Annotated in this window: 24 protein-coding genes; 12 read left to right on the forward strand and 12 right to left on the reverse strand. The window is 45.6% G+C overall.

Annotation, left to right across the window (positions count from 1 at the left end):
- The first annotated feature begins 54 nt into the window (after positions 1–54).
- Positions 55–429, forward strand: a complete 375-nt coding sequence (locus tag VM802_RS02265; protein WP_325527530.1) for an IPT/TIG domain-containing protein — start codon at positions 55–57, stop codon at positions 427–429.
- A 92-nt stretch (positions 430–521) separates the two neighbouring features.
- Here VM802_RS02265 and VM802_RS02270 read toward each other — a convergent pair whose 3' ends face one another.
- From VM802_RS02270 to rlmD, 11 genes are all read right to left on the reverse strand, one after another.
- Entirely contained in the window at positions 522–1,220 is a 699-nt protein-coding gene (locus tag VM802_RS02270) for a DUF4377 domain-containing protein (RefSeq protein WP_325527532.1), read from the reverse strand.
- Between the two features lie 103 nt (positions 1,221–1,323).
- The gene (locus VM802_RS02275; RefSeq protein ID WP_325527534.1) at positions 1,324–2,223 is read right to left on the reverse strand and encodes a hypothetical protein; all 900 of its coding nucleotides are present in this window, start codon (positions 2,221–2,223) and stop codon (positions 1,324–1,326) included.
- Positions 2,224–2,237: 14 nt separating this feature from the next.
- The gene (locus tag VM802_RS02280; protein ID WP_325527536.1) at positions 2,238–2,858 is read right to left on the reverse strand and encodes an alpha-ketoglutarate-dependent dioxygenase AlkB family protein; all 621 of its coding nucleotides are present in this window, start codon (positions 2,856–2,858) and stop codon (positions 2,238–2,240) included.
- 42 nt (positions 2,859–2,900) lie between these two features.
- Positions 2,901–3,530 carry a DNA-3-methyladenine glycosylase family protein gene (locus VM802_RS02285; RefSeq protein ID WP_325527538.1) on the reverse strand — a complete coding sequence of 210 codons (630 nt, stop codon included), beginning with the start codon at positions 3,528–3,530 and terminating at the stop codon, positions 2,901–2,903.
- A 42-nt stretch (positions 3,531–3,572) separates the two neighbouring features.
- Positions 3,573–4,565 (reverse strand): M28 family peptidase, encoded by a 993-nt coding sequence (locus VM802_RS02290; RefSeq protein WP_325527540.1) that lies wholly within the window; start codon positions 4,563–4,565, stop codon positions 3,573–3,575.
- A 24-nt stretch (positions 4,566–4,589) separates the two neighbouring features.
- On the reverse strand, positions 4,590–6,086 hold the full coding sequence (gene cysS, locus VM802_RS02295) for a cysteine--tRNA ligase (protein ID WP_325527542.1): 1,497 nt from the start codon (positions 6,084–6,086) through the stop codon (positions 4,590–4,592).
- Between the two features lie 160 nt (positions 6,087–6,246).
- Entirely contained in the window at positions 6,247–7,353 is a 1,107-nt protein-coding gene (locus tag VM802_RS02300; RefSeq protein WP_325527544.1) for an endonuclease/exonuclease/phosphatase family protein, read from the reverse strand.
- Positions 7,354–7,418: 65 nt separating this feature from the next.
- Positions 7,419–8,486: an endonuclease/exonuclease/phosphatase family protein gene (locus VM802_RS02305; protein WP_325527546.1), complete on the reverse strand. Its 1,068-nt coding sequence runs from the start codon at positions 8,484–8,486 to the stop codon at positions 7,419–7,421.
- 118 nt (positions 8,487–8,604) lie between these two features.
- Complete coding sequence (locus tag VM802_RS02310) at positions 8,605–9,531, reverse strand: rhomboid family intramembrane serine protease (protein WP_325527548.1); 927 nt, start codon at positions 9,529–9,531, stop codon at positions 8,605–8,607.
- A gap of 47 nt (positions 9,532–9,578) precedes the next feature.
- Entirely contained in the window at positions 9,579–10,412 is an 834-nt protein-coding gene (locus VM802_RS02315; RefSeq protein ID WP_325527549.1) for a rhomboid family intramembrane serine protease, read from the reverse strand.
- Between the two features lie 5 nt (positions 10,413–10,417).
- Positions 10,418–11,833, reverse strand: a complete 1,416-nt coding sequence (gene rlmD / locus VM802_RS02320; RefSeq protein ID WP_325527551.1) for a 23S rRNA (uracil(1939)-C(5))-methyltransferase RlmD — start codon at positions 11,831–11,833, stop codon at positions 10,418–10,420.
- An 85-nt stretch (positions 11,834–11,918) separates the two neighbouring features.
- Here rlmD and VM802_RS02325 point away from each other — a divergent pair, with 85 nt between their 5' ends.
- From VM802_RS02325 to VM802_RS02340, 4 genes are all read left to right on the forward strand, one after another.
- On the forward strand, positions 11,919–13,331 hold the full coding sequence (locus VM802_RS02325) for a redoxin domain-containing protein (protein WP_325527553.1): 1,413 nt from the start codon (positions 11,919–11,921) through the stop codon (positions 13,329–13,331).
- Between the two features lie 105 nt (positions 13,332–13,436).
- Complete coding sequence (locus VM802_RS02330) at positions 13,437–14,150, forward strand: porin family protein (protein WP_325527555.1); 714 nt, start codon at positions 13,437–13,439, stop codon at positions 14,148–14,150.
- Positions 14,151–14,312: 162 nt separating this feature from the next.
- Entirely contained in the window at positions 14,313–14,933 is a 621-nt protein-coding gene (locus VM802_RS02335) for a porin family protein (RefSeq protein ID WP_325527557.1), read from the forward strand.
- Positions 14,934–15,124: 191 nt separating this feature from the next.
- Entirely contained in the window at positions 15,125–15,814 is a 690-nt protein-coding gene (locus VM802_RS02340) for an outer membrane beta-barrel protein (RefSeq protein ID WP_325527559.1), read from the forward strand.
- A 290-nt stretch (positions 15,815–16,104) separates the two neighbouring features.
- Here the strand turns inward: VM802_RS02340 and metF are convergent, their stop codons facing one another.
- Positions 16,105–17,058 (reverse strand): methylenetetrahydrofolate reductase [NAD(P)H], encoded by a 954-nt coding sequence (metF, locus tag VM802_RS02345; protein ID WP_325527561.1) that lies wholly within the window; start codon positions 17,056–17,058, stop codon positions 16,105–16,107.
- Between the two features lie 175 nt (positions 17,059–17,233).
- Between metF and lptB the strand changes: the two genes are divergently transcribed.
- The 7 genes from lptB to VM802_RS02380 form a co-directional block, all read left to right on the forward strand.
- A complete protein-coding gene (gene lptB, locus VM802_RS02350; protein WP_325527563.1) occupies positions 17,234–17,995 on the forward strand; it encodes an LPS export ABC transporter ATP-binding protein in 762 nt (253 codons plus the stop codon).
- A gap of 22 nt (positions 17,996–18,017) precedes the next feature.
- A complete protein-coding gene (locus tag VM802_RS02355) occupies positions 18,018–19,553 on the forward strand; it encodes a GH3 auxin-responsive promoter family protein (RefSeq protein WP_325527565.1) in 1,536 nt (511 codons plus the stop codon).
- A 17-nt stretch (positions 19,554–19,570) separates the two neighbouring features.
- The gene (gene fabG, locus VM802_RS02360; RefSeq protein ID WP_325527567.1) at positions 19,571–20,320 is read left to right on the forward strand and encodes a 3-oxoacyl-[acyl-carrier-protein] reductase; all 750 of its coding nucleotides are present in this window, start codon (positions 19,571–19,573) and stop codon (positions 20,318–20,320) included.
- A gap of 202 nt (positions 20,321–20,522) precedes the next feature.
- Positions 20,523–21,080, forward strand: a complete 558-nt coding sequence (locus VM802_RS02365) for an RNA polymerase sigma-70 factor (RefSeq protein ID WP_325527570.1) — start codon at positions 20,523–20,525, stop codon at positions 21,078–21,080.
- A gap of 117 nt (positions 21,081–21,197) precedes the next feature.
- Positions 21,198–22,310 (forward strand): FecR domain-containing protein, encoded by a 1,113-nt coding sequence (locus VM802_RS02370; RefSeq protein ID WP_325527572.1) that lies wholly within the window; start codon positions 21,198–21,200, stop codon positions 22,308–22,310.
- 188 nt (positions 22,311–22,498) lie between these two features.
- Complete coding sequence (locus VM802_RS02375; protein ID WP_325527574.1) at positions 22,499–25,726, forward strand: TonB-dependent receptor; 3,228 nt, start codon at positions 22,499–22,501, stop codon at positions 25,724–25,726.
- A gap of 24 nt (positions 25,727–25,750) precedes the next feature.
- The coding region (locus tag VM802_RS02380; protein ID WP_325527576.1) for a RagB/SusD family nutrient uptake outer membrane protein at positions 25,751–26,329 on the forward strand (579 nt) is incomplete at its 3' end.

A 26,329-nucleotide genomic window follows, 5' to 3' on the forward strand; every position in this document is an offset into this window, starting at 1 on the left:
GTGTATTATTTGTAACAAGGGTTATGTTGCCCAACCCCCAAAAAGAAAAATAAAATGAAACATTGTAGAATGTTTGTAGTGGCCCTGACGCTGTTATTTACAGCATTGTCCGCGTGCACTTCAAACGACGGAGAGAAAGATTCAAATGTAGTTATTGTGACAGGAAATGCAGGTAATTACCTGATGATCAAAGGTCACGGCTTCAGTGATGAGAAAGGAGCCAATAAGGTGATTTTTGGCGAAGTTCCTGCACAGGTAATGCAGGCGACTGCAGATTATCTGTTGGTACAGGTGCCTTTACAGAAGGCGGATACTGTACCTGTGGTTGTAACGGTAGGAGAGAATATCTCTAATGCCATGTTATTTCAGTATAATCCCAAACGTAAGCTGGTAGCAGCTTTGAAGGATATGGCCGAAGAGGCTTTTTAATAGCAGGCGTTTAATTGTTATATACCATAGCTTTATTAAAAACAAAGGCCTCCCGCTATAGCGGGGGGCCTTATCTTTTGCGTAGTAAATAATTATTTCCCTTTTTCCTGCATACCAAACATCAGTATAATTTTTCCATCTCTGTAGAGGTTGAGTGTTTGATCTGCCACGTCATACCTGAAAGTTTGTTCAGTGATATGGTTCAGGAATTCGGATTCGCGTTTCATGATGCCTTCTTCCATGCAGGCCATTTTGGTACTAATGGCCATTTTGAATGTAAGCAGGTCGCCGGAAGTATCATAACCGCCGGATATGCTGTTACAACCGCCTTTGCCATAGAAACGTTTAGCAGCGGGGTCAAATTCGATCCATATTTTTGAGTCTGAAAGTACTTTGTCTTCCATTTTGATGAGACCCCATTTTTTGCTGGCAATGAATGTCCACTGGCGTTTATTGTCTGTTGCGGCGGTATTGATCTTTTTCTTCTCCAATATTTTCTTCAGCGTGTATTTTAAGGAAGAACCGTCGGCAGGGGGATTTTTAATGGTAGTGATCCTTACTACCAATTTGTATCGATAACCGGGAGTGTATTTAAATCCTTCAATGTTGGTGTAAAAGTTTGACCAGGCAGAATCCTTGATCCCCTTTATCTGCAGGCATTCCATTGGCGCCACCCCTGTGCACGGTTCCTTTGATTCTTTTATATAAATAGTCTGCGTTTTGGGTGTTTGCTTTTTCTGTACAGGTGTTGTAAAGGCTGTAACCAGCGATAATGCTAATTCTAAAAACATAATATCAATTTAGTTTAATAACAACAGAGGGACCGTAGTGGTTTACGTCTGTTTGAAGATTATGTTTGCAAAAACGCTGCCAGTATGAGGAATGTTACAGATTTTACATTTTTTTCTGTGATGAGCGATCAGTTTGTTTGTCGAGGCTTTGAATGATTTTTTTGTAATAACTCAATTTATCCTTGCCGGGAAGACTTATTATGTTTACATCGTTTGCAGCCAGTAGGTCCAGTTTGAATTTGGCGCTGAGCATATATTCTTCCGGTATGTAATAATAGATATTATTGGGTACGGGAATGTTTTTGTGATGAAATTTCTGGCGGGCACGATAGGTGAGCAGCCACCAGAGGTCTGTTTCCACAAAGTCGAGTGAAAGTCCGAATATATGGACGTCCTGAGTAAAGAACAGGTCAATCCACGAGTGGTTGTACACTTGTTTGGCGTGTATACGTCTTAGTAAGGAGGCCTTGGGTACCTCTTTGCTGGAATAGAAAGTGCCGCTAACCACGTAGTTCCGCATCAGCTGTAACTGGCCGCCATAGTGCTCAAAACCGAGATTGATGCTCATTGGGTTGAGGCAGTCGCCATGAATATGCCAGTAGGTGATGTCATCCAGTTTGTATCTTCTGAAGATACTGTAGAATTTTTCAGTGATGACACTGGTATTTTCGTATGGCGTTCTCCCTTCAAGGGTGAACTCATAGTTGGTTGTGAGTATATGTGCGGGTTTCAGCGCACGAATGGCTGTGTGTATTTCATTGCCTTTTATTTCTGCGGCTTTGATGGCAATAAATGCTTTCAGGTCTTTTTCCCTGAGCTTCCCTCTTCTGATGGCGGTCAGGAATATTTCTTCGTACAGGAGTGGGAATGGTTTTTTATCATCTATTACCACGCTATCTCCGGTATGGCAAAAGGTTATAATATCCTGCAGCAAGTCCTTCCAGCTTTGTCCGCTGGAAATGTTATTGATGTCATTTCCGATTAATAAAACAAGGGTGTTCATAGCAGGTATATGGTTTACGGGTGAATAAAACGGAAGGTGAGGTTCACCCTCCCGGATAGCTGTATGGCGGTTTTGGGTACCTGGTGTTCCCAGTATTGCTGCAATGTGCCCTTCATAATGAGGAGGGATCCGTGTTGCAGTGCGATTTCATACTTCAGGTGATGATCGGTTTTATAACGTAAGAGAAAGCGGCGGGTTGCACCGAAATTCATGGAAGCGATAACAGGATTTGGGCCAAGTTCTTGTTCGTCGTCTGCGTGCCACCCCATAGAGTCATTGCCACTGCGATACAGGTTCAACAATACGCTGTTAAAAGTCTGACCAGCAACAGGTTCGATTCGGTTTTTGATCTGCAGCAGTTCCCGGGTCCAGGGTTGCGGAATGAATGTGTTACCCGAGAAGCTGTAAGGGGCGACGGAATCACCATACCAAGCCATCAATCTGGGAAACGGTACTTTTTTTCCGTACATGACCAGGGATTCCTGTTTCCAGTTGATAGTGTTTAACAAAGTTTGCATCAGAAAATCGCTTTCCTCCGCATTGATAAACTGCGGATAGTAAGCCAGTTCTCCATCTTTCAAAATAATCTCTTTCCCAGAAGAAGGCTCTTCAAAAAAACTTCCCTGCATGCTCATGATACAAAGTTAGGAAAGAGGTACGCAATGTACATGCAATGTTTATGGATTCGGTTCATTATCTTTCCATGCCCACAGGTAGCGGCATGCATGCGTGCGGAAAGGGGACCACTTGCCGGAGATCTCCTTCAGTTTTAGCCTGAGTTGCTTTTTGTCGGTGGGATCAAGTCTGTAAATCTTTATCATGGCCTGTTGCAAGCCCCAGTCATCTACTGCAAACACATCTTCTCTACCCAGATAAAACATCAGCAGCATCTCTACGGTCCATCGTCCTACTCCTTTGATCTGGGTGAGATAGGTGATGATTTCTTCATCATGCATTTTCATCAATCTGCTGTCTGTGATCTTTTCAGCCAGTACAAAGGTGGCCACGTTTTGTACGTAGGTTACCTTGGCATTGGAAAGGCCAATGCCGCGAAGGGTGGTAGCCGGCGTATCCAGGATCTGTCTGGGAGTTGGCTCCTTGCCGTTGTACAGCTGTAGAAAACGGCTGTAGATAACGTCTGCTACCTTAGTTGACAGCTGCTGGCTCATGATAGAACCGATCAGTTTGAGGCAGATGTTTTTTCGTATTGGCAGTTCCGTTAATCTGCCATTCATGATCTTCTGCAGTTTCTTATCCCTGCTGAGATGTGCGTGGTAATCCACGGGGACAGCCGATAGTTTGGGCATAAACTGAGGTTTTGCTTGGTTGATACTCCCTTACGTCAGCCGTTAGTAATTAAACGGTTGCGCGTAAACGACCTGCAGGATGGTTTGTCCTACGGCTTTGAGCGTACCTTTATCGATTACGCTCATATTGTCGTTCTGCGTATGCCAGTGCGGAGCAAAGTCGCCATTGGTCTGGAATGCAATGACATCGAAAGTGGGAATATTGGCAATTGTGTTTACGTAAATGTGGTCGTCTGTGATATAGCCGCCATTCTTCTCATATCTGAAGAAATCGGAATAGCCTAGTTTGTTGGCTACGTCCCAGAACATTTTCAGTGGTCCTGCGGCATACTGTTGGGAAGATCCTTCCATATAGAACTGGGAGCCACGGCCGCCCACCATATCCAGGAGGATGCCGTAATTAGCTTTATAGCCGTTTACATGCGGGTTCTTTGCCCAGTATTGTGTACCCAGGCAGAAGGAGTTTTCATCTTCCTTCACACCATAATCTTCTACATCTACCAGCAGAATATCGATACCGGCTTCCGGTTTTTGCTGATGGAACTGGCGAGCTGTCTCCATTAATACGGCTACCCCGCTGGCGCCATCGTCAGCGCCGTCCAGCTTTCCGGTTTTGTCAAACGCATCTTCGTCCGCCCAGGGGCGGGTATCCCAGTGAGCCAGCAATAAAACACGTTGTTTGGCCTGGGGATTGAAGCTGGCGATAACGTTGATACATGGCAGCTGTACTTTTTTGGGGCCGGTGACAGTGGTACGTTGCACATATACGGTGTCTGCCCAGGAGCGTAGTTTGCCAATCATCCATTCGGCACATTTTGTCTGTGCTGGTGTATTGGGAATCCTGGGGCCGAAGCTTACCTGTTTTTCCGTATAGGCGTAGGCGGAGTCGGCATTAAATGCGGGTACGGGGACCTCCACTTTTGCTACTTTACTGGCGCCGGTGCTATCGGCGTTATTTTCCGTTGTGTTGCTGCCCTGCTGGCAGGCGCTGGCCACCAGGGCCAGCGCTGTCAGCATCATAAAAGCGTTACGCATTATTTTTCCTGAATATTTTTGAAATTATTGAATGCTGTAGGAGACACTTCCGTCTTTCTCGTCTTTCAGCTGTATGCCGATGGATAACAGCTCATTCCGGATTTTGTCGGAGGTAGCGTAATCCTTACGGTTCTTTGCTTCCTTGCGCATACTGATCAGCATTTCCAATACGCCGTTTAGTTTATCATCATCGCCTGTTGCGGCTGGTTGTTGTATGCCCAGTATGTCTATCAGGTATGTTTTCCAGGTCTGTTGCAGGAGGAGGAAACTGGTTTCACTGATCTCATGCATCTTTATCTGTCCGCCTTTCAGCGAATTGATAACCGGTACCAGCTCAAACAGGTTGGCTAGTACTTTGGCTGTATTGAAATCGTCGTTCATGAATTCGGGGCATTCCAGGCACCACGTCTGCACCTGTTTGTCCAATTCATCATTAACCGGCTGGCCATTGCTGCTGTAGGTCAGTTTCTGAAGGGTTTCATATGCTGCCCACAAACGTTGAAGGCCTTTCTCTGTGGCTTGCAGTGCTTCGTTGGAGAAGTCGAGTGTACCACGGTAGTGTGTTTGCAGAACAAAGAAGCGGATGGTCATTGGGCTATAGCCTTTTTCCAGCTGTGGATTATCACCGGTAAACATTTCGGTGAGCTTGATGGTGTTGCCATAAGACTTACCCATCTTACGTCCGTTGATGGTGATCATATTGTTGTGCATCCAGTAGCGGGCCATTAGTTCGCCGTGCGCAATTTCGCTTTGGGCGATTTCGCATTCGTGATGGGGAAATTGGAGGTCCATACCGCCACCGTGTATATCGAACTGGGTGCCGAGGTATTTTGCGCTCATGGCAGAGCATTCGATATGCCATCCGGGGAAGCCTTCACCCCATGGGCTGGGCCAGCGCATGATATGCTCGGGGGGGGCTTTTTTCCAAAGTGCAAAATCCGCTTTGTTGTGTTTCTCATCCTGTCCTTCCAGTTCGCGAGTGGTTTCAAGCATGTCTTCCAGTACACGGCCGCTCAGGATGCCATAGTCATAATTTGCGGCGTATTTTTTCACATCAAAGTACACACTGCCGTCTACCTCATAGGCATATCCTTTTTCCATGATGTTTTTGATCATCTCGATCTGCTCAATGATATGACCGGTAGCGGTAGGTTCTATACTTGGTTCAATATTACCGAATTGCAGCATGGCCCAGTGATACAGATTCGTGTATTTCTGTACCAGCTCCATTGGCTCCAGTTTTTCGAGTACGGCGCCTTTGGAGATCTTATCTTCTGCTGCGCGGCCTTCTTCTTCAAAGTGGCCGGCATCGGTGATGTTGCGCACATAGCGTACTTTATAACCGAGGAATTGCAGGTATCTGTATACTACGTCAAAGGTTATATAAGGACGGGCATGGCCCAGGTGGGATTCTCCGGAAACAGTAGGTCCGCACACATACATGCCTACATGGCCGGGATGCAGTGATTTAAATACTTCTTTCTGACGATGTAATGAGTTGTATATTTTAAGTTCTGACATATGCTGTAATTAGAATGGCCGTGGGACTTTCACCTCTACGGAACATCCGTTTTTTTATTGGTGGAAGGCAAATATAAATATTGTTTCAGACGTACATTAAAAGTCGGGCAACAACATCGGTCAGAGAAGAAGGTATTTAATATTTTCATAATAATTACAGTTATTTATTTACTTGTACTTCTGTAAGGCCGCTGCCTACAAGGCTTATATTTGCGATTACAGGATAGTGGTCAGACAGATCGGAGCTTATTCTCCGGAAGCTGTTTACTTTAAAGTCCTTGCTGACAAAAATATAATCAATTCTCAGCGTAGGTGCAAGGCCGGAAAAGGTACGTCCTACGCCCAGTCCTTTCTGGAGGAAGGCGTCCTGCAGGTTGCCTTTGATCGTGAAATAGGTGTATGATGCCGGCGTATCGTTGAAATCGCCACAAACTATTACAGGATAGGGACTCTGGCGGATAAAACCGCCCACAATATCCGCCTGCTGACTGCGGCGGATGTATGCTTCCCGCATTTTTTGCATGATGCTCTTGGTGGCAATAAGGCCGGTATCTTCCTGGTTCTTTATCTTCCGGATGGCTTTATAGTCTTTTTCATTGAAGCGGTAAGATTCCAGATGCATGTTGACCACCCGGATAGTATCATCGCCTTTCACAACGTCGGCGTATATGAGACTTTCACTGAGCGGGCCATCACTCATCTTCACCTTATCGGATGCAATGATAGGATAGCGGGAATAGATAATTGATCCCCAATGCTGCATCCCATCCCGGTTGAAATCGCTGGAGAAGAAGCGGTAAGGCAGTTTCATCTCCCTGGAAATATCTTCCCGGTTATTAAAATCATTTTTCTTTTCAGAGGTATAATAATCCTGAAAACAAGCGATATCCAGTTCCTGTTTTTTTATCAAGGCGAACATAGCCTGCCGGGTATACTTACTGTCTCTTTCTCTATAGAGCCCAAACTGGCTTACATTATAGCTCATTACGGTAATGCTCTCCGCTGTAGTGGCAGGGATGTTACCGGAAGGCATATGGAAAGCCACGAAAGCACTAATGGACTTCCATCCCAGGAGAATAGCGATCAGCGATAATAAGGCATAGCGATAATTGAAAAACAGCCATCCTATCAGGAAGATCACCAATATCAACAGCAGGAACGGAAATGCCAGCGTGATAAAACTGATGGGCCAAAACCATGCAGGCGAAATATAAGGCGCCGTGCATGCTGCCAGAAAAAGTAATACCACGGCGAAGTTAATGATCACAAAAAAGCCTTTCGTAAATAATCTTAAAAATCGCAACGTGTATCCTCTTTGTTGAATGAATAAAGTTAATGTTTTTTCAATGACAGACGGGCCATAACAGGGAAATGCTCGGAACGTTGTGGTTGTGGCACCTCGCAGGAATGTATCCGGAAAGAAGGATTGGGAAGTATATAATCTATGCGAAGGGAGGGGGAGAGGTATGACAGGGTTCGCCCCCAGCCGGCACCCGCTACCAGAAAGGCATCCTGTAGGCCCCGGCTCACGGTCATGTAGGTAAAGGATGCCGGTGTATCATTGAGATCCCCGCAGATAATTACAGGGTATGGGCTTGCAGCTGCCAGCGCAGCCAGCTGCACGGCCTGGTGCGATCTGTGGATAAAAGTCTGCCGCATTTTAGTCAGTATCTCCCACGACCGGAGATGCAGCAAGTTATCTATATCATCGCGGGAGAACATGTACGAGATAAATTGAGCTGTCAGTACCCTTATCGTATCCCCATGTACTACCAGATCTGCCTGAAGAAAGCTTTTGCCACTGCCTACAGCGGTTTCATTACAAGGGATTGTTGTTGCCGCTGCAATCGGGTAGCGGGAAAACAGGATAAGTCCGTAATACCAGGTATTCCAGTTAACCCAGTCGCAGGTAAAGTAGTGATAAGGGTATTTCCCTATTTGCCTCAGGCTGTCGATATGATGGGATCTTTTCCCGGGATCATCATTGGTATAGAATTCCTGCAGGCAAAGAATATCCGGGTTGGCGCCAGCTACGACATCAAATACGGCAGCGCGGACAACAGTATCCGTTTTATATGCTGATAACCCCATACTGCTGGTATTGTAGGTCATAATGCTGAAAACGCCGCTGCTGGCTGGTATTGCATTATTGTGAAAAAGATGTGTTCCCCAGGTATAGGTAGCTGGCTTCAAACAAAGCAACACGGCAATTAATGTGAGTAACGCATATCTTTTGCTGAAGAACCAACAAAGGGGTACTGTAACCAGGCAGGCCAGGAATATAAAAGGGAATGCCATAGACGCAAATCCGGAGAGCCAGTATTGACCTGGATTGAGCACGGGGAGGTAAGCGCTTAGCAGCAACAGTACAATCAATAGTATGCAAATGCCTTTGTACATGGGGTTTCCTGGTTTGAGAACCGGAAATTAGGGATTATAAATGCAGTGGAAGCTGTGTTGGCAGGTATGTTATGAAACATGACCTGTATTTAACAAAATACGGGCATTAATATTTCCTTCAATCTGTACTGCTGGCTCGCAACAGCGTTTCTTTTTCTTCCGGAGTAAGAGAAGAAAGACCGTTTTCATTTATTTTATCCAGTATTTCGTTCAGGCGTTGTTCTGGTACTTTGCCAATGCGTTTAAATGGATGGGATTCTCCTGCCCCTGCCAGATTTTTGGTAAGATCATCGGGGTTTATCTGTTGGGAGGCGGGATGAAAAACATGTGTTAATTTAAAGGTCAGTCTGTTGAAGGCTGCGCCCCAGTCGTTGCCTTTTTTCCATTGCCACATAAACAGCAATCCGGCGAGTGCACCACCGACCAGCTGCAGCAGGTAAGCTGCGCCATTTAAGGAAGAAACGCTGGTGCCTATAGAAAGGCCTACATATAAAATCGTGATGATCCATAAAGGGATACCGCCGGCCAGTAACGGGAATATACGGTACCTTGGGGCGATCAGTGTTGCGCCCGCAGCCATTGCCATGATACTGGGAGAAGAGCCACTGATGGTTCCTGCCGGGATCAGGGTGTGCAGGGCTGGTATAGCCTGTATACCTGCAACATAGAACACGTTACCAATAAAACCGCCGAAGAGATATACCGGCAATATGCGCTGATAGCCGGCTATGTGCTGAAGAAATGTACCGAAGCACCAGAGCCATACCATGTTGGTAAAGGTCTGCCATACTTCTACATGCGTAAAGAGTGCGGTGATCAGTGTCCATGGGCGTACGAGCAGCCGGGAAGGATCAGCCGGGATTCTGAGCCTGGACATGATATCCTCATAGAAGCGGGGCTCTCCTACGTTTTCCATCTTGTAAATAACAAGCGTGAACAACAGGAAAACAAAAATAGTCAGGTTAACAACAATTAATTGTGTAACCATATTTCGTCCTTCTCCTAAAGAGAGGTGAGGCAGTTTCTCTTTTTCCAGCGCATGCATGGTACAATAATTTTCAATACAAATTTACGCCTTAATACACTAGCGCGTTAATAAAAATCTGCGCGGTTCTTCTTGTTCCAGGCCTTCAGCAGCAGGTATGCAAAAAGCGCACCACCCAGGTGAGCGAAGTGGGCCACATTGTCGCCGGGCGCATTCTGGATACCACCCCAAAGCTCTGTGAGGATGAGGAACCCGACGAAATATTTTGCTTTCACCGGGAAGAAGAAAGAAAACAGGATAATAGTATTCGGAAACAGATAACCGAAACCGAAGAGAATACCGTATATAGCGCCGGAAGCCCCTACTGTAGGGATATTTCTGTATCTGATTGCATATTCTTTGACATAGATCTTGCAAATCTCTATTATTTCCGGATTATCCGGATGTGAAGAGAAAGCTGCTTTTAGTCCTTCAATACTGGTGCTTTCGTCGCTCAATCCTATTTTCTTATCCAGCAGTATAAAGTTCTGATAGGTGGGGTCATGCAGGAATGCATTGGCATATTTGGTGAGCGTCATGTTCTCATAGGTGAGTACACCCATGTAGCACAGTGCCGCGCCAAGTCCGCATATCACGTAGAAGATGAGAAATCTTTTAGGCCCCCAGAGGTTTTCAAGGGTGGCGCCAAACATCCAGAGCGTGAACATGTTAAAGAACAGGTGCCAGATACTGGAAGTGGAGTGCATGAACAGATGCGTGATGAACTGATGTGGTTTGAAGAGCTCTGAGCCCCAGTAGTGCAGGGCGAAAAGATCGTTCATATCATATCCGTATCTTTTCAGCAGGGTCATCTGAACCAACCAAACCAATCCGTTAATGATCATCAGATTTTTGATCACCAGGGGTAAAAACTGAAATTTTCCGGGCCTGTACTCGTTCATCGTTACTAATTATTAACTCTTTTCTTCAACAGCACCACATTTTCTATATGGTGTGTGTGTGGGAACATATCTACCGGCTGCACCTTTTCCACAGTATATAACTCGTCCAGCAAAGCAAGGTCTCGGGCCTGGGTGGCGGGATTACAGCTTACATAAACTATTTTGGGTGCAGCAATTTCAAGTAATTTATTCACCAGCTTTTCGTGCATGCCTGCCCGTGGGGGATCTGTAATAATCACATCCGGTTGCCCATGGTGTGCAAAAAACGCATCATTACAAATATCTACAACATCGCCTGCAAAAAATTCAGCGTTACTGATATTATTTCTGGCCGCATTTTCTTTGGCATCATCAATAGCTTCTTTGATGAGCTCAATACCTATCACTTTCCCGGCCTGCTTTGACACAAAAATACCAATGCTGCCGGTACCACAATATAGGTCATACACTGTTTCTGTACCTGTCAACCCTGCAAATTCTCTGGTTACCCGGTATAACGCTTCTCCCTGGTAAGTATTGGTTTGAAAAAAAGACTTAGGCCCTATCTTAAAAACAAAATCTTCCAGTTTTTCCTCTGCATATCCCTTGCCGGAATATGTTTTGGGTTCGAGATCAAATATGGAGTCATTTTTCTTAGGATTGATGGTGTACAGTACTGTGGTAATAGCCGGAACTGTTTTTAACAGGTGATCCAGCAAGGCCACTCTGTTGGCTTTGTCTTCGTGATGTATCACCAGGTTCACCATGATCTCGCCGGTTGTGCAGAGGCGCACTACCAGATTGCGCAGCCAGCCTTCCTGTGAACGGATATCGTAAAAGGAAAGTTCATGCCGGAGGGCATATTCTCTGATGGTGTTGCGGATCAGGTTTACTGGTTCCTGCATGAGGTAACAGGTGTTGATGTCGAGCACTTTGTCGAACAACTTGGGCACATGAAAGCCTAATGCCGGCTTTACCGGGATTTCCCCGTTGTTGGCCTTTATTTCTTCATTAGTGAGGTATGCTTTGTTGCTGAAAGTAAATTCCAGCTTGTTGCGATAATGCACTGTATGTGCAGAACCCATTATAGGGCTGGTTTCCGGCAGTTTCAATTTGCCGATGCGTTGCAGGTGGTCGGTTACCTGTTGCTGTTTGTATTCAAGCTGCAGGCTATAGGGCATCATCTGCCATTTGCAGCCGCCACAAACGCCGAAATGCTCACAAAAGGAGGGGACGCGTTTGTCCGAATAACTATGGAAATGAATCGCTTTGCCCTCAGCCCAGTCTTTTTTGTTTTTACCCAGGCGAACATCGACCACATCACCCGGTATTACGCCGCCTTCAATGAAGATGACTTTACCTTCCTGACGGGCCAGGGCCTTGCCTTCCGCAGCATAACCGGACACAGGCACTTTTTCTAAAACAACATTTTTTTTCCTCACGGCTGCAAAGGTAACTGGATTTAGCGTTAATGGATATACTGATTATCTTTTTTCCCCTTATTTTTACATATTGCTACCAAATCCTATGCGTAAAATATTTTTCCTGCTTATAGCAGTTTTAGTTATCCAGCTCCACCTGCATGCGCAGGGTTATCAACTGACAGTCAGGTTAAAGAATTATAACAGTGGTAAGCTGTTCCTGGGCAATTACATGGGTAAGAACACCTATCTCACTGATTCTGCTGATGTGAACGCGTCAGGGGAAGCTGTGCTGAAGGGAAAACAGCCACTGTTGCCAGGTATCTATCTGATTGTACTGCCTGGAAAACAACGGTATATAGAAACACTGATAGACAAGCAACAGGTATTTGCGGTATCTATTGATACTGCTGACCTGATCGGCAAAACGGCGTATAAAAATTCAGCGGATAATGATCTGTTCCTGGAGTACAACAAGTTCCTAGCATCGCAGGAGTCGCTTTCATCCGGGATTATGGAGCAGCTGAAGGCTGCCCGTACGGCAGAAGACTCGGCTAAAGTACAGCCGCTGCAGCGCGAACTGGGTAAAAAGGTACAGGATTACCGGAATGATTTTATCGCTAAACATCCATCTACCATACTGGCTACAATTTTCAGGGCGATGAAAGAGCCAGAGGTTCCGAAGCAGCCAGTTGGAGAAGACTCTACTTTTGCGTACCGGTATTTTAAGGCCCACTACTGGGATGACGTGGATTTGAGCAGTGCCCGTCTTGTGAGAACTCCCATCCTGGAGGGCAAGCTGAAGAAGTATTTCACCCAGCTGGTGGTAAACTACCCGGATTCTATCAACACAGACTGCGACGCCCTTATAGCCCGTACCCGCAAGGATAAAGAAGTGTTTAAATATGTGCTATGGTGGCTTACTTACAATTATGAAAGCTCTCCCTATATGGGTATGGATGCAGTGTTTGTGCACCTGGTAGAGAAATATTATGTTCCAGGAGAAGCTTATTGGCTTACAGACGAACAACTGAATAAGATTGTGAGCCGGGCTTATGCACTGGCGCCCAACCTGATAGGCCAGCAGGCAGCGCCGCTGGAGCTGAAAGACACCGCTTCAAAACCGGTATCTCTGTATAAAACCCAGGCTAAGTATACGGTATTGGTATTCTGGGATCCTACCTGCGGGCATTGTAAAACGGAGATTCCCCGGCTTGATTCAGCATACAAAGCCAGCTGGAAGAGCAAAGGGGTGGCTATGATCGGAGTGAAAACGGAGGGGACACATGAGCAATGGCTGGCATTTATTAAGGAAAATAAGCTTTCCGGCTGGGTGCATGCCTGGGACCCTGCATCTACCAGTAATTACCGCCGGCTGTATGATGTTTACAGTACTCCGGTGATATACTTGTTGGATGAGAAGAAAAAGATAGTGGCCAAGCGGCTTGCTGTGGAACAATTACAAGATTTTCTTGAGCACGCTGAAACGAAGAAAACTGCATCGAAGGTGCAAAAATAATCAGATTAACATTTATATTACTTATTGATAATCAGATATGTAATTGGGTTTAACATTCTTTTGGCATGCTCTTTGACTTTAGGGTTGCGGACCAAAAAAATGTTTATGACTAAAAAGACAATCTTATTATCGTTCGCCGCGCTGACCATGTCATTTGCTGCTATGTCTCAGGCTCGCGTTGGTATTAAAGGGGGTTGGAATTTATCTAACATTACAACTGATAACTCTGGCGGCACAAAAGACAGCCGTAGTTTGTCCGGTTTTAATGTGGGGGCTATTGTAGACTTGCCATTAGTGCCTAAGATTTTGTCTTTCCAGCCAGGTGTTTTTTATACAACAAAGGGTAGTAAAATAGATGCGGGAACCAAGAGTGGAGCAACTCCAACAAGCCCTTATCTTAAAACAAGTGTGAATCCTTCCTACATTGAAGTTCCCCTGAACTTTGTGGCTAAACTGCCTGTAGGGCCTTCCGTTAAGCTGTTTGCCGGCGCCGGCCCGTATTTTGCTTATGGTGTGGGCGGTAAATTCAAAAATGAGGTATACAACGGCGTTACAACGGTGACCACATCCACTAATATCAAGTGGGATGATGATACCCCGTTTAACGGTGGAGATCCTAACAAGGCTTTGGACAAGTTCAAGCGCTTTGACTGGGGCGGTAACGTGCAGGTAGGTGCAGAGATCAAAAATTTCCTGATCAGTGCACAGTACGGAATTGGTTTTGCCAAGATCCGTTCCGGACAGGATAACAGCACTGACAACAAGGATAAAAACCGTGTATTCAGTGTATCAGTAGGTTATCTGTTTGGAGGCAGATAATCAGATACTGACCGGGTATTAAACAAATGAAATTTCCTTAGTGTTTTAATTACTGGCAAGTAAAAAAACAGGCGAATTTATAGTTAGACTTGAAACCATTATGGACCTGACGTTATTGCCTGGTTAACGTCAGGTTCTCATCCTTCAAATACATCACATCACATGAAAAAGGTATTATTATCTGTTGTGGCTTTATTGATAGCCAGCCTTTCCTTTGGTCAGGCAAAATGGGGTATCGTTGCAGGTCCGCAGTTTTCCAGTGTAACCGTTAAGAACCTTCTGGGATCGGGTTCCGGTAAAGAAACCTCAAAACTTATTACCAATGTAAGAGCGGGTATTACCGTAGATATTCCGCTGGCTGACGAATTTTACATAGGAACGGGTCTGTTATACTCCGGTAAGGGTGCTAAATTCAAAAACTCCAATACAAAATTGAGCTTGTCTTATCTCGAATTGCCTATCAACTTTATGTTCAAACCTGAAGTTGGAAGTGGCCGCCTGGTGCTGGCAGCAGGTCCGTATATAGCTTACGGGCTTGGCGGTAAGTATAAAGATATTCCTGGCGAAGCAAAGGCTTTTGATGATGAAGCTGGTCTGATGAAACTGAAACGTTTTGATGCTGGTGCAAACATCAACATCGGCTATGAACTTCCGCAGGGTCTTTATTTCGGTCTGAATACTGATCTGGGACTTATTAACGCGTTTGATAACACCAGTAACAGCCGTAGCTTTAAGAACACGTCTTTTGGCGTGTCTGTCGGCTATAAATTTGGTGGAAAATAACCGCTGAGAAATATTTTTTAATGGAAAGACTACCTGTATTTACGGGTAGTCTTTTTTATTTTTTTCACAAACCTTTTCTTTAGCTTCGCCGTTAGTAGCCATTGTGATATAACATTGTGAATGTACGATGATATAATAGTCCCAACTTTTGAATTGTCTGTATACAATAATAATCCCATTAGAGTCGGATCATGAAACGTTTAATGCTTGTTTCGTTTGCGTTGTTTTTCGCTACGATAGTTAATGCCCAGGTGAGTTTTGGATTGCGTGGAGGCTATGTGAATGCTTTACTGGATGCTAAGCCGGCTGGAAGTGGTTACCAGCGGTCCCATACCTCTCATCTGAACAGTTGGCAGGCTGGTTTTTACCTGGATATCCCGGTTTTTCCCCAGGGGTACATACAGCCAGGTGTTAGTTACATTGTGAAAGGAGCCAATATCAAATATGATAAGGAGCAGACAGGCAGCGCTATTTATTCGGGGGTGTCGCAGATAAAGCTCCAATATATAGAACTGCCTGTGAATTTTATCTACAAGATCCCGGTGGGGTTTGGCCGGGTAGCGCTGGGAGCAGGGCCTTATGCTGCCTATAGTATCAGGGGGGATTATGAATTGTCTGTATATAATGGAGATAAAACCCTGCAGAGCAATACACAGCAGCTGGACTTCAGGCGGTCTCCCAACATTTTTTCTACCAATATGGAGCTCAGGCGCTGGGATGCGGGTTTTAATTTTACCGCCGGCCTGGAGTTGAACAGTTACCTGACATTCGGGGTTAACTACAGTCTGGGGCTGATGGATATTGATAAAGGAACGGATAATGTTAAGAACAGGTACCTGGGAGTGAATCTGGGAATACTGTTCAATCGAGAGGATTGGTGAGAAACATATTATTTATTTATAATGAAAGATCTTCCTTCGGGAAGATCTTTTTTATTTTTTTGAGGAGACGTAGGGGAGATTTTTTTGGGGTGCGTCATATTTATGAAAGTTGCCTCCTCAAGGAGATAATTATCATTGGACAGTTAATTTAAAAGTGTGACAGTTATAGGGATATGCCACTACGTCTCTACGTGATGGCATTTTTATTTATATGAAAGAAAGCAAAAACAAAAAAAGGGAAAGACTTTTGTCCTTCCCTTTCATATCCCTGGAAAAAGTACTTCTTATTCTTACGAAATAGCTTCCACTGCTTTTCTCACTACACCCGGTTTACCCAGGGTATAATAATGCAGCACTGGCACGCCAAAGGCTTTCAGCTCTTTAGACTGCTGTATCAGCCATTCCGTACCTACTTGTTCTACTTCCTTATCTGTTTTGCATTTCAGGATCTCGCTGGAGAGTTCTGTAGGTAAATCTACATGAAAAATGCGGGGCAGCATGCTCATCTGTTTTTTGGAAGTGATGGGCTTCAGTCCGGGTATGATCGGAACGGTAATACCCATTTCCCGGCATTTGTTTACGAAGTCAAAAAACTTTTGGTTATCAAAGAACATCTGGGTAACGATGTAATCCGCACCGTTTTCCACTTTTCTTTTCAGGTGTCCGAGGTCGGTTTGCATGTTGGGGGCCTCGAAGTGTTTTTCCGGATAGCCGGCAACACCGATGCAGAAATTGGTTTTAACCCCACCCTGCAGGTCGTCTTCGAGGTATACACCGTTATTCATATGCACAACCTGGTCCAGCAGTTCTATGGCGTAGCCATGACCATGGGGGTCTGCTTCGAAGAAAGTTTCATTTTTGGGAGCGTCTCCGCGCAGTACCAGCACGTTGTCTATTCCCAGGAAGGCGAGGTCAATCAGGGCGTTTTCTGTTTCCTCACGGCTGAAGCCACCGCAGATCAGGTGTGGTACGGCATCGACATTGTAGTGGTTCATGATGGCCGCGCAAATGCCTACTGTGCCTGGGCGCTTGCGGATCTCTACCTTCTCAAATGAGCCGTCAGCCTTCTTTTTGAACATATGCTCGCTGCGGTGATAGGTAACATTGATAAATGCCGGCTTGAATGCCATCAGTGGGTCAAGGTGGTCATAGATGGAGTCAATGCTCTTACCTTTGAGCGGGGGCAGGATTTCAAATGAGATCAGGGTATCTTTTGCCTGAGCTATATGTTCTATTACTTTCATAAATGGTTAGGCTTTGTGGAATGTTGGTAGTTTGGTTTCAACCAGATTCCTGCTATGAAAATTATGCGGGCAAAAATAATATATCCCCCGGTCAATTATCAGATCAATTTTGATCTTAAGATAACTATAACTAGGCTAAGTGAATGAAATGTTTATTTTTGCTAAGTTTGATCATATGGCATTAAGAATACATACAGACCAGCTGGTAAAGCGTTACGGCAACAGAACGGTGGTAAACCACGTGTCTGTAGAGGTCTCACAGGGAGAGATAGTCGGCCTGTTGGGCCCTAACGGAGCGGGTAAGACCACTTCCTTCTATATGGTGGTGGGGCTTATCAAGCCGGATGAAGGTAATGTATACCTGGACGACCAGAACATTACCAAATTGCCCATGTACAAAAGGGCGAAGATGGGTATTGGCTATCTGCCGCAGGAAGCCTCCGTGTTCCGGAAGCTGAGTGTGGAAGATAACATTGCCGCTGTACTGGAGATGACCAAGCTCAAAAAGGCGGAGCAGCGGGAGAAGCTGGAATCCCTGCTGAGTGAATTCAGGCTGCAGCATGTGCGTAAAAGCCCCGGAGATGTATTGAGTGGTGGAGAGCGCCGTCGTACTGAAATAGCCCGCGCCCTGGCTGTGGACCCCAAATTCATATTGCTGGATGAGCCTTTCGCAGGTATAGACCCTATTGCGGTGGAAGACATTCAATCAATTGTTGCCAAACTGAAATACAAGAACATCGGCATTCTGATTACTGACCATAATGTGCAGGAAACCCTCTCTATTACGGACCGGGCTTATTTATTGTTTGAAGGGAAAATTCTGAAATCAGGTACAGCAGAAGAACTGGCGGAGGATGAACAGGTGAGAAAAGTGTATCTTGGCCAGAATTTCATTCTGCGCCGGAAAAATTACCTGGACGAAGCAGCTAAACAATAAAACCATTTCTATAGCATCCTATATGAGAATTTTAAGTCCTGCAATATCACAACTGGCAAGATTGCGCATGGGGCGCATTGCATATTTCATGCAATATCCTGTGCAGGTGCAGCAGCAGGTATTCCAGAACCTTATCAGCGCCGCTCAGTATACTGAGTTTGGCAAGCAGCACGGCTTTTCAAAGATTTACAAGATAGACGAGTATAAAGAGCGTGTACCTGTACACACATACGATACTATCAAGCCCTATATTCAGCGTACAATGGAAGGGCAGCAAAATGTGCTGTGGAATACGCCTATTAAATGGTTTGCCAAGTCGAGCGGTACTACTGCCGATAAAAGCAAATTTATCCCGGTTACTGTTGAGAGCCTGGATGAATGCCACTACCGTTCCGGCCGCGATGTAATTTCTCTTTATTATAATAATTTCCCGGACTCAGATGTATTTACAGGTAAGTCGCTGATCATCGGCGGCAGCCATCAGGTGAATAAATTGTCTGAAGATGGTGACTCTTACTGTGGGGATCTCAGTGCAGTAATGTTGCAGAACATGCCTTTCTACGGCAACATGATCCGTACACCTGACCTGGAAATAGCCCTGATGGACGAATGGGAGGAAAAGATAGAGCGGATGGCCAATGCTGTTATACATGAAAACGTGACCTCTATCGCCGGTGTGCCTACCTGGACAATCGTACTGATAAAACGCATCTTCGAGCTTACAGGTAAAGATAACCTGGCTGATGTATGGCCTAACCTGGAGCTGTATATGCATGGTGGTGTGAGCTTCACGCCTTATCGCGAACAGTTTTCAAAACTGATCCGCAAACCGCTGATGCACTATCAGGAAACCTATAATGCTTCAGAAGGATTTTTTGCGGCGCAGGATGTGATAGGAGAAGAAGGGTTGTTATTATTCCTGAACCACGGCATATTCTATGAGTTTATGCCGATGGAGGAGCTGGGAAAGGAGAATCCGCGTACACTGCAGTTGCAGGAAGTGGAAACCGGGAAGAACTATGCGCTTATTATCAGTACCAATGGGGGCTTGTGGCGTTATCTGGTAGGAGATACGATCCAGTTTGTATCTTTAACTCCTTTCCGTATCAAGGTGAGTGGAAGAACTAAATCGTTCATTAATGCGTTTGGGGAGGAAGTGATTGTGGAGAATGCTGATACTGCCATCGCAAAGGCCAGTGAAGCAACGGGTGCTGTGGTAAATGATTACACTGCTGCGCCCGTGTATTTCAGTGATAAAGGTAATGGTGGTCATGAGTGGCTCATTGAGTTTGAAAAGGCCCCTGATGATCTGAGCCGTTTTGTAACTATCATGGACAACACGCTGAAATCCATTAACTCCGATTATGAGGCGAAAAGGCACAAAGACATTGCCCTGCATGCTCCAGTTGTAAGAGTGATGCCAGAAGGCACTTTCTGCGAATTCCTGAAAAGCAAAGGCAAACTGGGCGGACAGCATAAGGTACCAAGATTAAATAACGACCGTAACTACCTGGAGGAAATCCTGAAATTTGCGGCCAACTATAACAAGAACGCTTAAAACCTATCAACTATAACATGAAATTACTGGAGAACAAAGTAGCGATTGTAACTGGCGCTAGTCGTGGTATTGGTGAAGCAATAGCACTAAAATTTGCAGCTCAAGGAGCTAATGTTGCCTTTACATATGTAAGCTCAGATGAAAAAGCAAAAGCTCTGGAAGAAAAACTCAGTGCATTGGGCGTGAAGGCAAAAGCATATAAATCTAACGCCGGTATTTTTGAAGAAAGTGAAGTGTTGGTAAATGAAGTAATGAAAGAGTTCGGAAAGATAGATATCTGCGTAAACAACGCCGGTATTTCCAAAGATAATCTGTTACTCCGCATGAGCCCTGACCAGTGGGATGATGTGATGAACGTCAACCTGAAAAGCGTATACAACATGACCAAGCAGGTGATCCGCCCCATGATGAAAGCTAAGAGTGGCAGTATCATCAACATGAGTTCCGTGATTGGTATTATGGGGAACGCCGGCCAGAGCAGCTATGCCGCATCCAAAGCCGGTATCATCGGATTTTCCAAATCTATTGCCAAGGAGTTGGGCAGCCGTAACATCCGCTGCAACGCTGTGGCACCAGGTTTTATTGAAACAGATATGACGCATTACCTGAAAGAAGGTGAGGGCGCTGGCAATTATATACAGCAGATCCCGCTGGGCCGCTTTGGTACAACTGAGGATATCGCCAACGTTTGCCTGTTTCTGGCATCAGACATGAGCAGCTACGTTACCGGTCAGACTATCAGTGCCTGCGGAGGCTTGTGCATTTAGGCCCGTTTGGGAAAAAATATTGAACGCGGAAGAAAACGGCTTTTAGCTATCTATGAACTAAAAGCTATTTTCTTCCGCGTTTTTTATTGATATGAAGTTGTCGTATCTTTTCGTTGTCTGTGGCCAGTAATGCTGCTGAATATTTAGTGAACAATGGCTGTGTTATTGGCCCATACCATATCGCAGCAGGAGCCTGAATACTTTGGAAGAAGTAACCATAAATATAAGTCGCCATCAACTGTCTGCTTTTGAGCTGCTATTCAAGAGCCATTATGCTGCGCTGTGCACTTTTGCATACGATTTTGTAAACAGGCATGACCTAGCTGAAGAAATTGTGCAGGATACCTTCATGAAGATATGGGAACGTTATGGTGAGTTGAATATACAGGTGTCTGAGAAAGCGTATCTCTACAGGGCTGTACAGAATAACTGTCTCAACTTTATAAAGCGCAACAGGGAAAAGGTGCAATATGGCAGTGAACAAATGGAGCAGCTGGAATCCCGTATCGCTTTGCTTACTTTGGGAGAGGCGCCTTCGCCGGTAGAGCAGCTTGTGCGCGCTGAGCTGGAGATGATAACAGAGAAGGCAGTAAGCCGGCTACCGCAGCAATGCCAGGATATATTCAGGCTCAGTCGTTTTGAACAGTTAAGTTATCCCGAAATTTCCCGTCATCTTGGTATTTCCATCAATACAGTAAAAACACAAATGACCCGTGCACTGCAAAAACTGCGGGACGAACTGCTTCCATTATTGAAATAATAATACATCCTTAACAGGAGCGGGTTTGGGACAGAGATTAAAAAAAAGTAAAATTTTTTTTCCTGGCTTGTCACCCTATCAGATAAAAAAAATTGTCTTACCAGATGTTTAAAGAGTATGTGGCCTAACTATTCCAACGAGCAGATAGATAACCTGATTACGCAATTCCTGTCAGGCAATGCGACACCGGAAGAGCAAAAGCAGCTGGAACATTGGGTTTCAGCGGATTCCGGCAACCGGCAATATTTTTTGCGGCTGCGTGATGCCTGGTTGGCAACTGCGAAATCAGGCGTGTATGATGATACGGCAGCCTGGGAGAAGCTGGTACAACAGCTTCCCGGCGCGTCCGTAGCAAAAACGGGACGGTGGAGGAATTACCTGCGTGCAGCAGCCTCCTTCCTATTGCCATTTGCGCTGGGTGGCGCTCTGGTATATGGGTGGAAGATGCAGGGGGAGAAAGGTAGTCAGGGACTGGTAACCGTAACAAGTCCCAAAGGAGCGACCACGAAGATTGAGTTGCCTGATGGTACGGAAGTGTGGCTGAATGCCGACAGTAAATTACAATACGCTCAATCATATAATGAACAACGCAGAGAAGTGAAGCTGGAAGGAGAGGCATTTTTCAGGGTACAGACCAACCCCCGGAAACCCTTTACTGTCAATGCTTCTGACCTGAACATACTGGCATTGGGAACGTCTTTTAACGTAAAGGCATACCCCGAAGATAAAACAGTGGTGACTACGCTGGTGGATGGTGAAGTAAAGATTGATGGCAGTCAGACTGCGAGTCCTTTCAACCTGATGCTGAAGCCGCATCAACACGTAATATATAAAAAGCAACCGGCCGGAGAAGGTGAGCATGCCGGGATTGCAGCCGTAAAGAAAACGGATGACAGCAGTGCCACTGTGCCTATTGAGAGCAGAGAAGTGAACAATACAGAAATATACACAGCCTGGAAAGACGGCAATTGGATCGTATCGGCGCAAACGCTGGATGAACTGGCCGTGACCATGGAAAGACGCTTTAATGTAAAAGTGGTGTTTAAAGACACCGAGCTGCGCACTTACCGCTTCAGCGGCACTTTCCGACAGGAGACACTGGAGCAGATATTAAACATTCTAAAGCTTACCGCACCATTATCCTATACCATAGATAAAGGTGAAGTAATGCTCAGCGTGGACAAAGAACTGAAAGAAAAATACGCGAATGCCTTGCACGCCCGTAAATAAACGGGGAATATGTCAATGAATCATCTTTTAAAACCTGTAAAACCAACAGATTCATGCACGATATGAACAACTAAAAAAATTGGGGTAATGCAACTTACCCCAATCCAACGAAAATCACTTGTTGGTGAACAGCCTTTGCGACGGGCTTTCACCGTAATTATCCGTTTAACTAAAATCTATACAAGTTTATGAAATCCACTGTAAACCTGGCGGAATTTCTTGCCCCCAGGCGAAAATTATTGCTCATGATGAAAATGACGGGACTCCTGATCTGTGGAAGTATTCTTCAGGCTTCCGCCACCGCCTACGCCCAGGACAGAATCAGCGAGCTGCATGCAGAAAATAAAAGCGTAAGGGAAGTTTTCAAACTGATTGAGAACTCCAGTAATTACCGCTTTTTTTACAATGAGAATTTCGCCGATTTGAACAAGTCGGTGAGTATCGATGTGAAGAATAAAAAGATCAATGATGTGCTGGGGATGCTCTTTTCCAGCTCCAATGTTACTTATCGCGTGCTCGAGAACAACCTGGTGGTGATTACGCCGGTAAGTGCGCAGCAGGTAAAAATCACGGGCCGTATTACCGATGCGGGTAATAATGATCCGTTGCCGGGTGTTACGGTGGCTGTGGAAGGCACCACCATTGGCGCCGTTACTGACGCCAACGGTAAATATACGTTGCAGGTCCCTTCCGAGAGCAGTGTGCTGGTCTTCTCATTCATTGGATATATACCCCAGAAGGTTGTTGCAGGCAACCGTTCTGAAATCAATATTAAACTGGAAGCTGACACCAAGAAACTGGAAGAAGTAGTGGTAATGGGTTATACCACCACTACCACGAAAAACCTCACCGGCGCCGCCCAGTCAGTAAGTGCTGTAAAGCTGAAAGATGTGCAGGCTACCAGCGTGGATAAAATGCTGCAGGGTAAGGTGAGCGGTGTATTTGTGGGCAATAGCTCCGGCGATCCTGCTGCGGCGCCTGTGATCCGTATCCGCGGTAATGGTACGCTTACAGCAGGTAACGCTCCATTGGTAGTGGTAGATGGTATCATCGGCGGATTACCTAACCCTAGTGATATTGAGAGCGTTACTGTACTGAAAGATGCTGCGGCTACTACGCTGTATGGTGCGCGTGCTGCCAATGGCGTAATGGTTATCACTACCAAGAGAGGTAAAGCCGGTAAAACACAGATCAACTTCCGTACTAACGTAGGTACTGCAAAACTGAATACCGGTCGTTTCCATCTGATGGACGGCCCCAGCTATTATGATCTGCAAACCGCTGCAGGAGCCAAACTGGATCCTGCCTACCGCAATACAAATACCAACTGGCAGAAACTGGCTTTCCAGAATGCTTCCACGCAGAACTACGAACTGTCTGCCAGTGGAGGATCTGAAAAAACGAGATTCTACCTTGGCGGTAATTACTATAAAGAAGACGGTATCCTGAAAGGTACTGGTGTGGAGCGTTTCAGCGCCCGCCTGAATATTGATCACAGCATCAATGAAAAACTCCGTATCGGTGTTAATATCGCAGGTGTACAGTCTACCAACCGGGATAATTCCGGTGGATCACTCTATCAGTATTATACTAATCTCCCCTGGGATAATCCGTACGATGCGCAGGGCAGACCTGTAAATCCGGTGAATGTAAGCAACTGGCGTGGCAGGGATAAGAGCAACTTTCTGTACGACCAGCAGTATAACTATGATAAATTCAAAAAGCAGGCACTGGAAGGATTATTCAAACTGGAGTATGACATCACCAAATGGTTGTCGTTCAGTTCTACCAACCGTGCACAATACTATCATATTCGTGAAGAAAGTAACGGTGACGTAAGAACTTCTGCTGGTGCTGATGATCAGGGTAATCTCTATAACTACTACCAGGATACTACCGCTTACATCAGCTCTAACCTGTTGAAGGCAAGGTACACCATCAATAAAGTACATAATATTGACGGACTGGCGGGCGCTGAGTTCCAGCAAGTGGAACTAGGCGATATCAGTGCAAAAGGTAAGGGTATCCTGCCTGGTAAAGATGTATTGGGCGCGGCTTCCCAGCCAATGTCTATCGGCGGCGGCAAGACGCAAAGGGCATTCAATTCTTACTTCATACAGGCGAACTATAACTACAATTACAAGTATTACTTTACTTCTTCTTTCAGAAGAGATGGCTCTTCCAAATTTGGCAGGAACCAGCTGTATGGTAACTTCTATGCATTCGGTGTATCCTGGGCCGCATCTGAAGAGAATTTCATCAAGCGCATAAAGGCGATCAGCAATCTGAAAGTACGTGCCAGCTATGGTACTACCGGTAATGCTGAAATCGGCGACTATGGTGCTATTGGTGCCTATGCGATCAATACCCAGTACAATGGTTTCCCGGGTGCTTACCCCAGCGTTTATGATGTACCTAACCTGTCCTGGGAGAAAGCTTACAATACGAACATCGGTGTGGACATCGGACTGTTCAACAGAATTAATCTGACAGTAGAAATCTATCAGAAAGATAACAAAGACCTGTTGTTCAATGTACCGCTGCCTGCTACCGCTGGTTACGGCTTCATTACACGTAACGTAGGAAGCGTTCGTAACAAGGGTATTGAGATTAATCTGAGTACCGACAACCTCGTAGGCGAATTCAAATGGAGTACAGATTTCAACATTGGCTTCAACAAGAATACAGTAATGGACCTGTATGGTGGAAAAGATCACATCACAGATCCGCTGAGCGGCTACTTCATTCTGCAGAAAGGCCAGGACATGCGTAGCTTCTATATGCGTAAATGGGTGGGCGTAGATCCTGCAAACGGTGATCCGCTGTGGGAAAAACTGATTACTGATGCAGACGGTAAAGTAACCGGCCGCACTACCACCAACAACTATAATGAAGCAAGCTTACAGATTGTTGGTTCTGCAACGCCTAAGTTCTTCGGCGGTATGCGTAACTCCTGGTCTTATAAAGGCTTCCAGCTGAGTGCTTTCCTGGCATTCGTTTCCGGCAACGATGTGTATAACAGCACCCGTGAGCTGATGGACAACGACGGCGCCTACAACACTTACAACATGATGGCGCTCGACAAACAGTGGAACCGCTGGCAGAAGCCCGGCGACAATGCCACGCATCCGAAATATGTAATCAGAGGGAATAAGAACTCGCACAGACCATCTTCCCGTTTCCTGGAAAATGGCAGCTACCTGCGTCTCAGAAACGTGAACCTGAGTTATGCCCTGCCTAAGCAATGGCTGGATCACATCCGTGTGAACAACGTAAGGGTTTCAGTGGGTGGTGATAACCTGTGGACTGCTACCAAGTTTGCGGGTATTGACCCTGAAGTGGACGACCGTGGTATCAATGGAACCAAATATCCATACAGTACCAAATGGTATGCTGGTCTTGAAATCAATTTCTAACAGGTGCTAAAAAGGAAAATCATTATGAAACATATATCAAAGTATTTCGCCGGTTTGTCACTGGTGTTGCTGGCAACGTCCTGTTCACTGAAGAAAGAGCCGTACAGCGCGATCCCTGACGATGGTGTTCTGAAGGATGAATCCAAATGGGGACCATCCACCGCGGGTAACTATGCTTTACTGAAAGAGGAGAATTTTACCCGTAATTATTTTCAAATGGGAGAGTTTCCCAGTGATGATGTATCACTGAGCGGAACCACTACCGATCCTTTATTCTTCTCGTATACATATGGTCATATCACTAACCAGGGCAATGCCTGGCAGCTGTGGCGCATGGCGTATAAAGCGGTTAATGGCTGTAACCGCCTGCTGGAAGTAATGCCGGCAGGGAAATCAGCGGCAACAGATGAGCTGATAGGGCAAAACCTTTTTATCCGTGCATTTGTACATTTTTCGCTGGTGAGAAGTTTTGGCCGCCCATATACACAAAGCCCGGAAACGAACCTGGGGGTACCTATCATCACGAAGTATGATGTAACGGCCATGCCAAAACGTAATACGGTGAAGGAAGTATATGCACAGATCATTGCTGATCTCAAGAAG

Source organism: Chitinophaga sp., from assembly GCF_035538455.1.
Taxonomy (GTDB): Bacteria; Bacteroidota; Bacteroidia; order Chitinophagales; family Chitinophagaceae; genus Chitinophaga.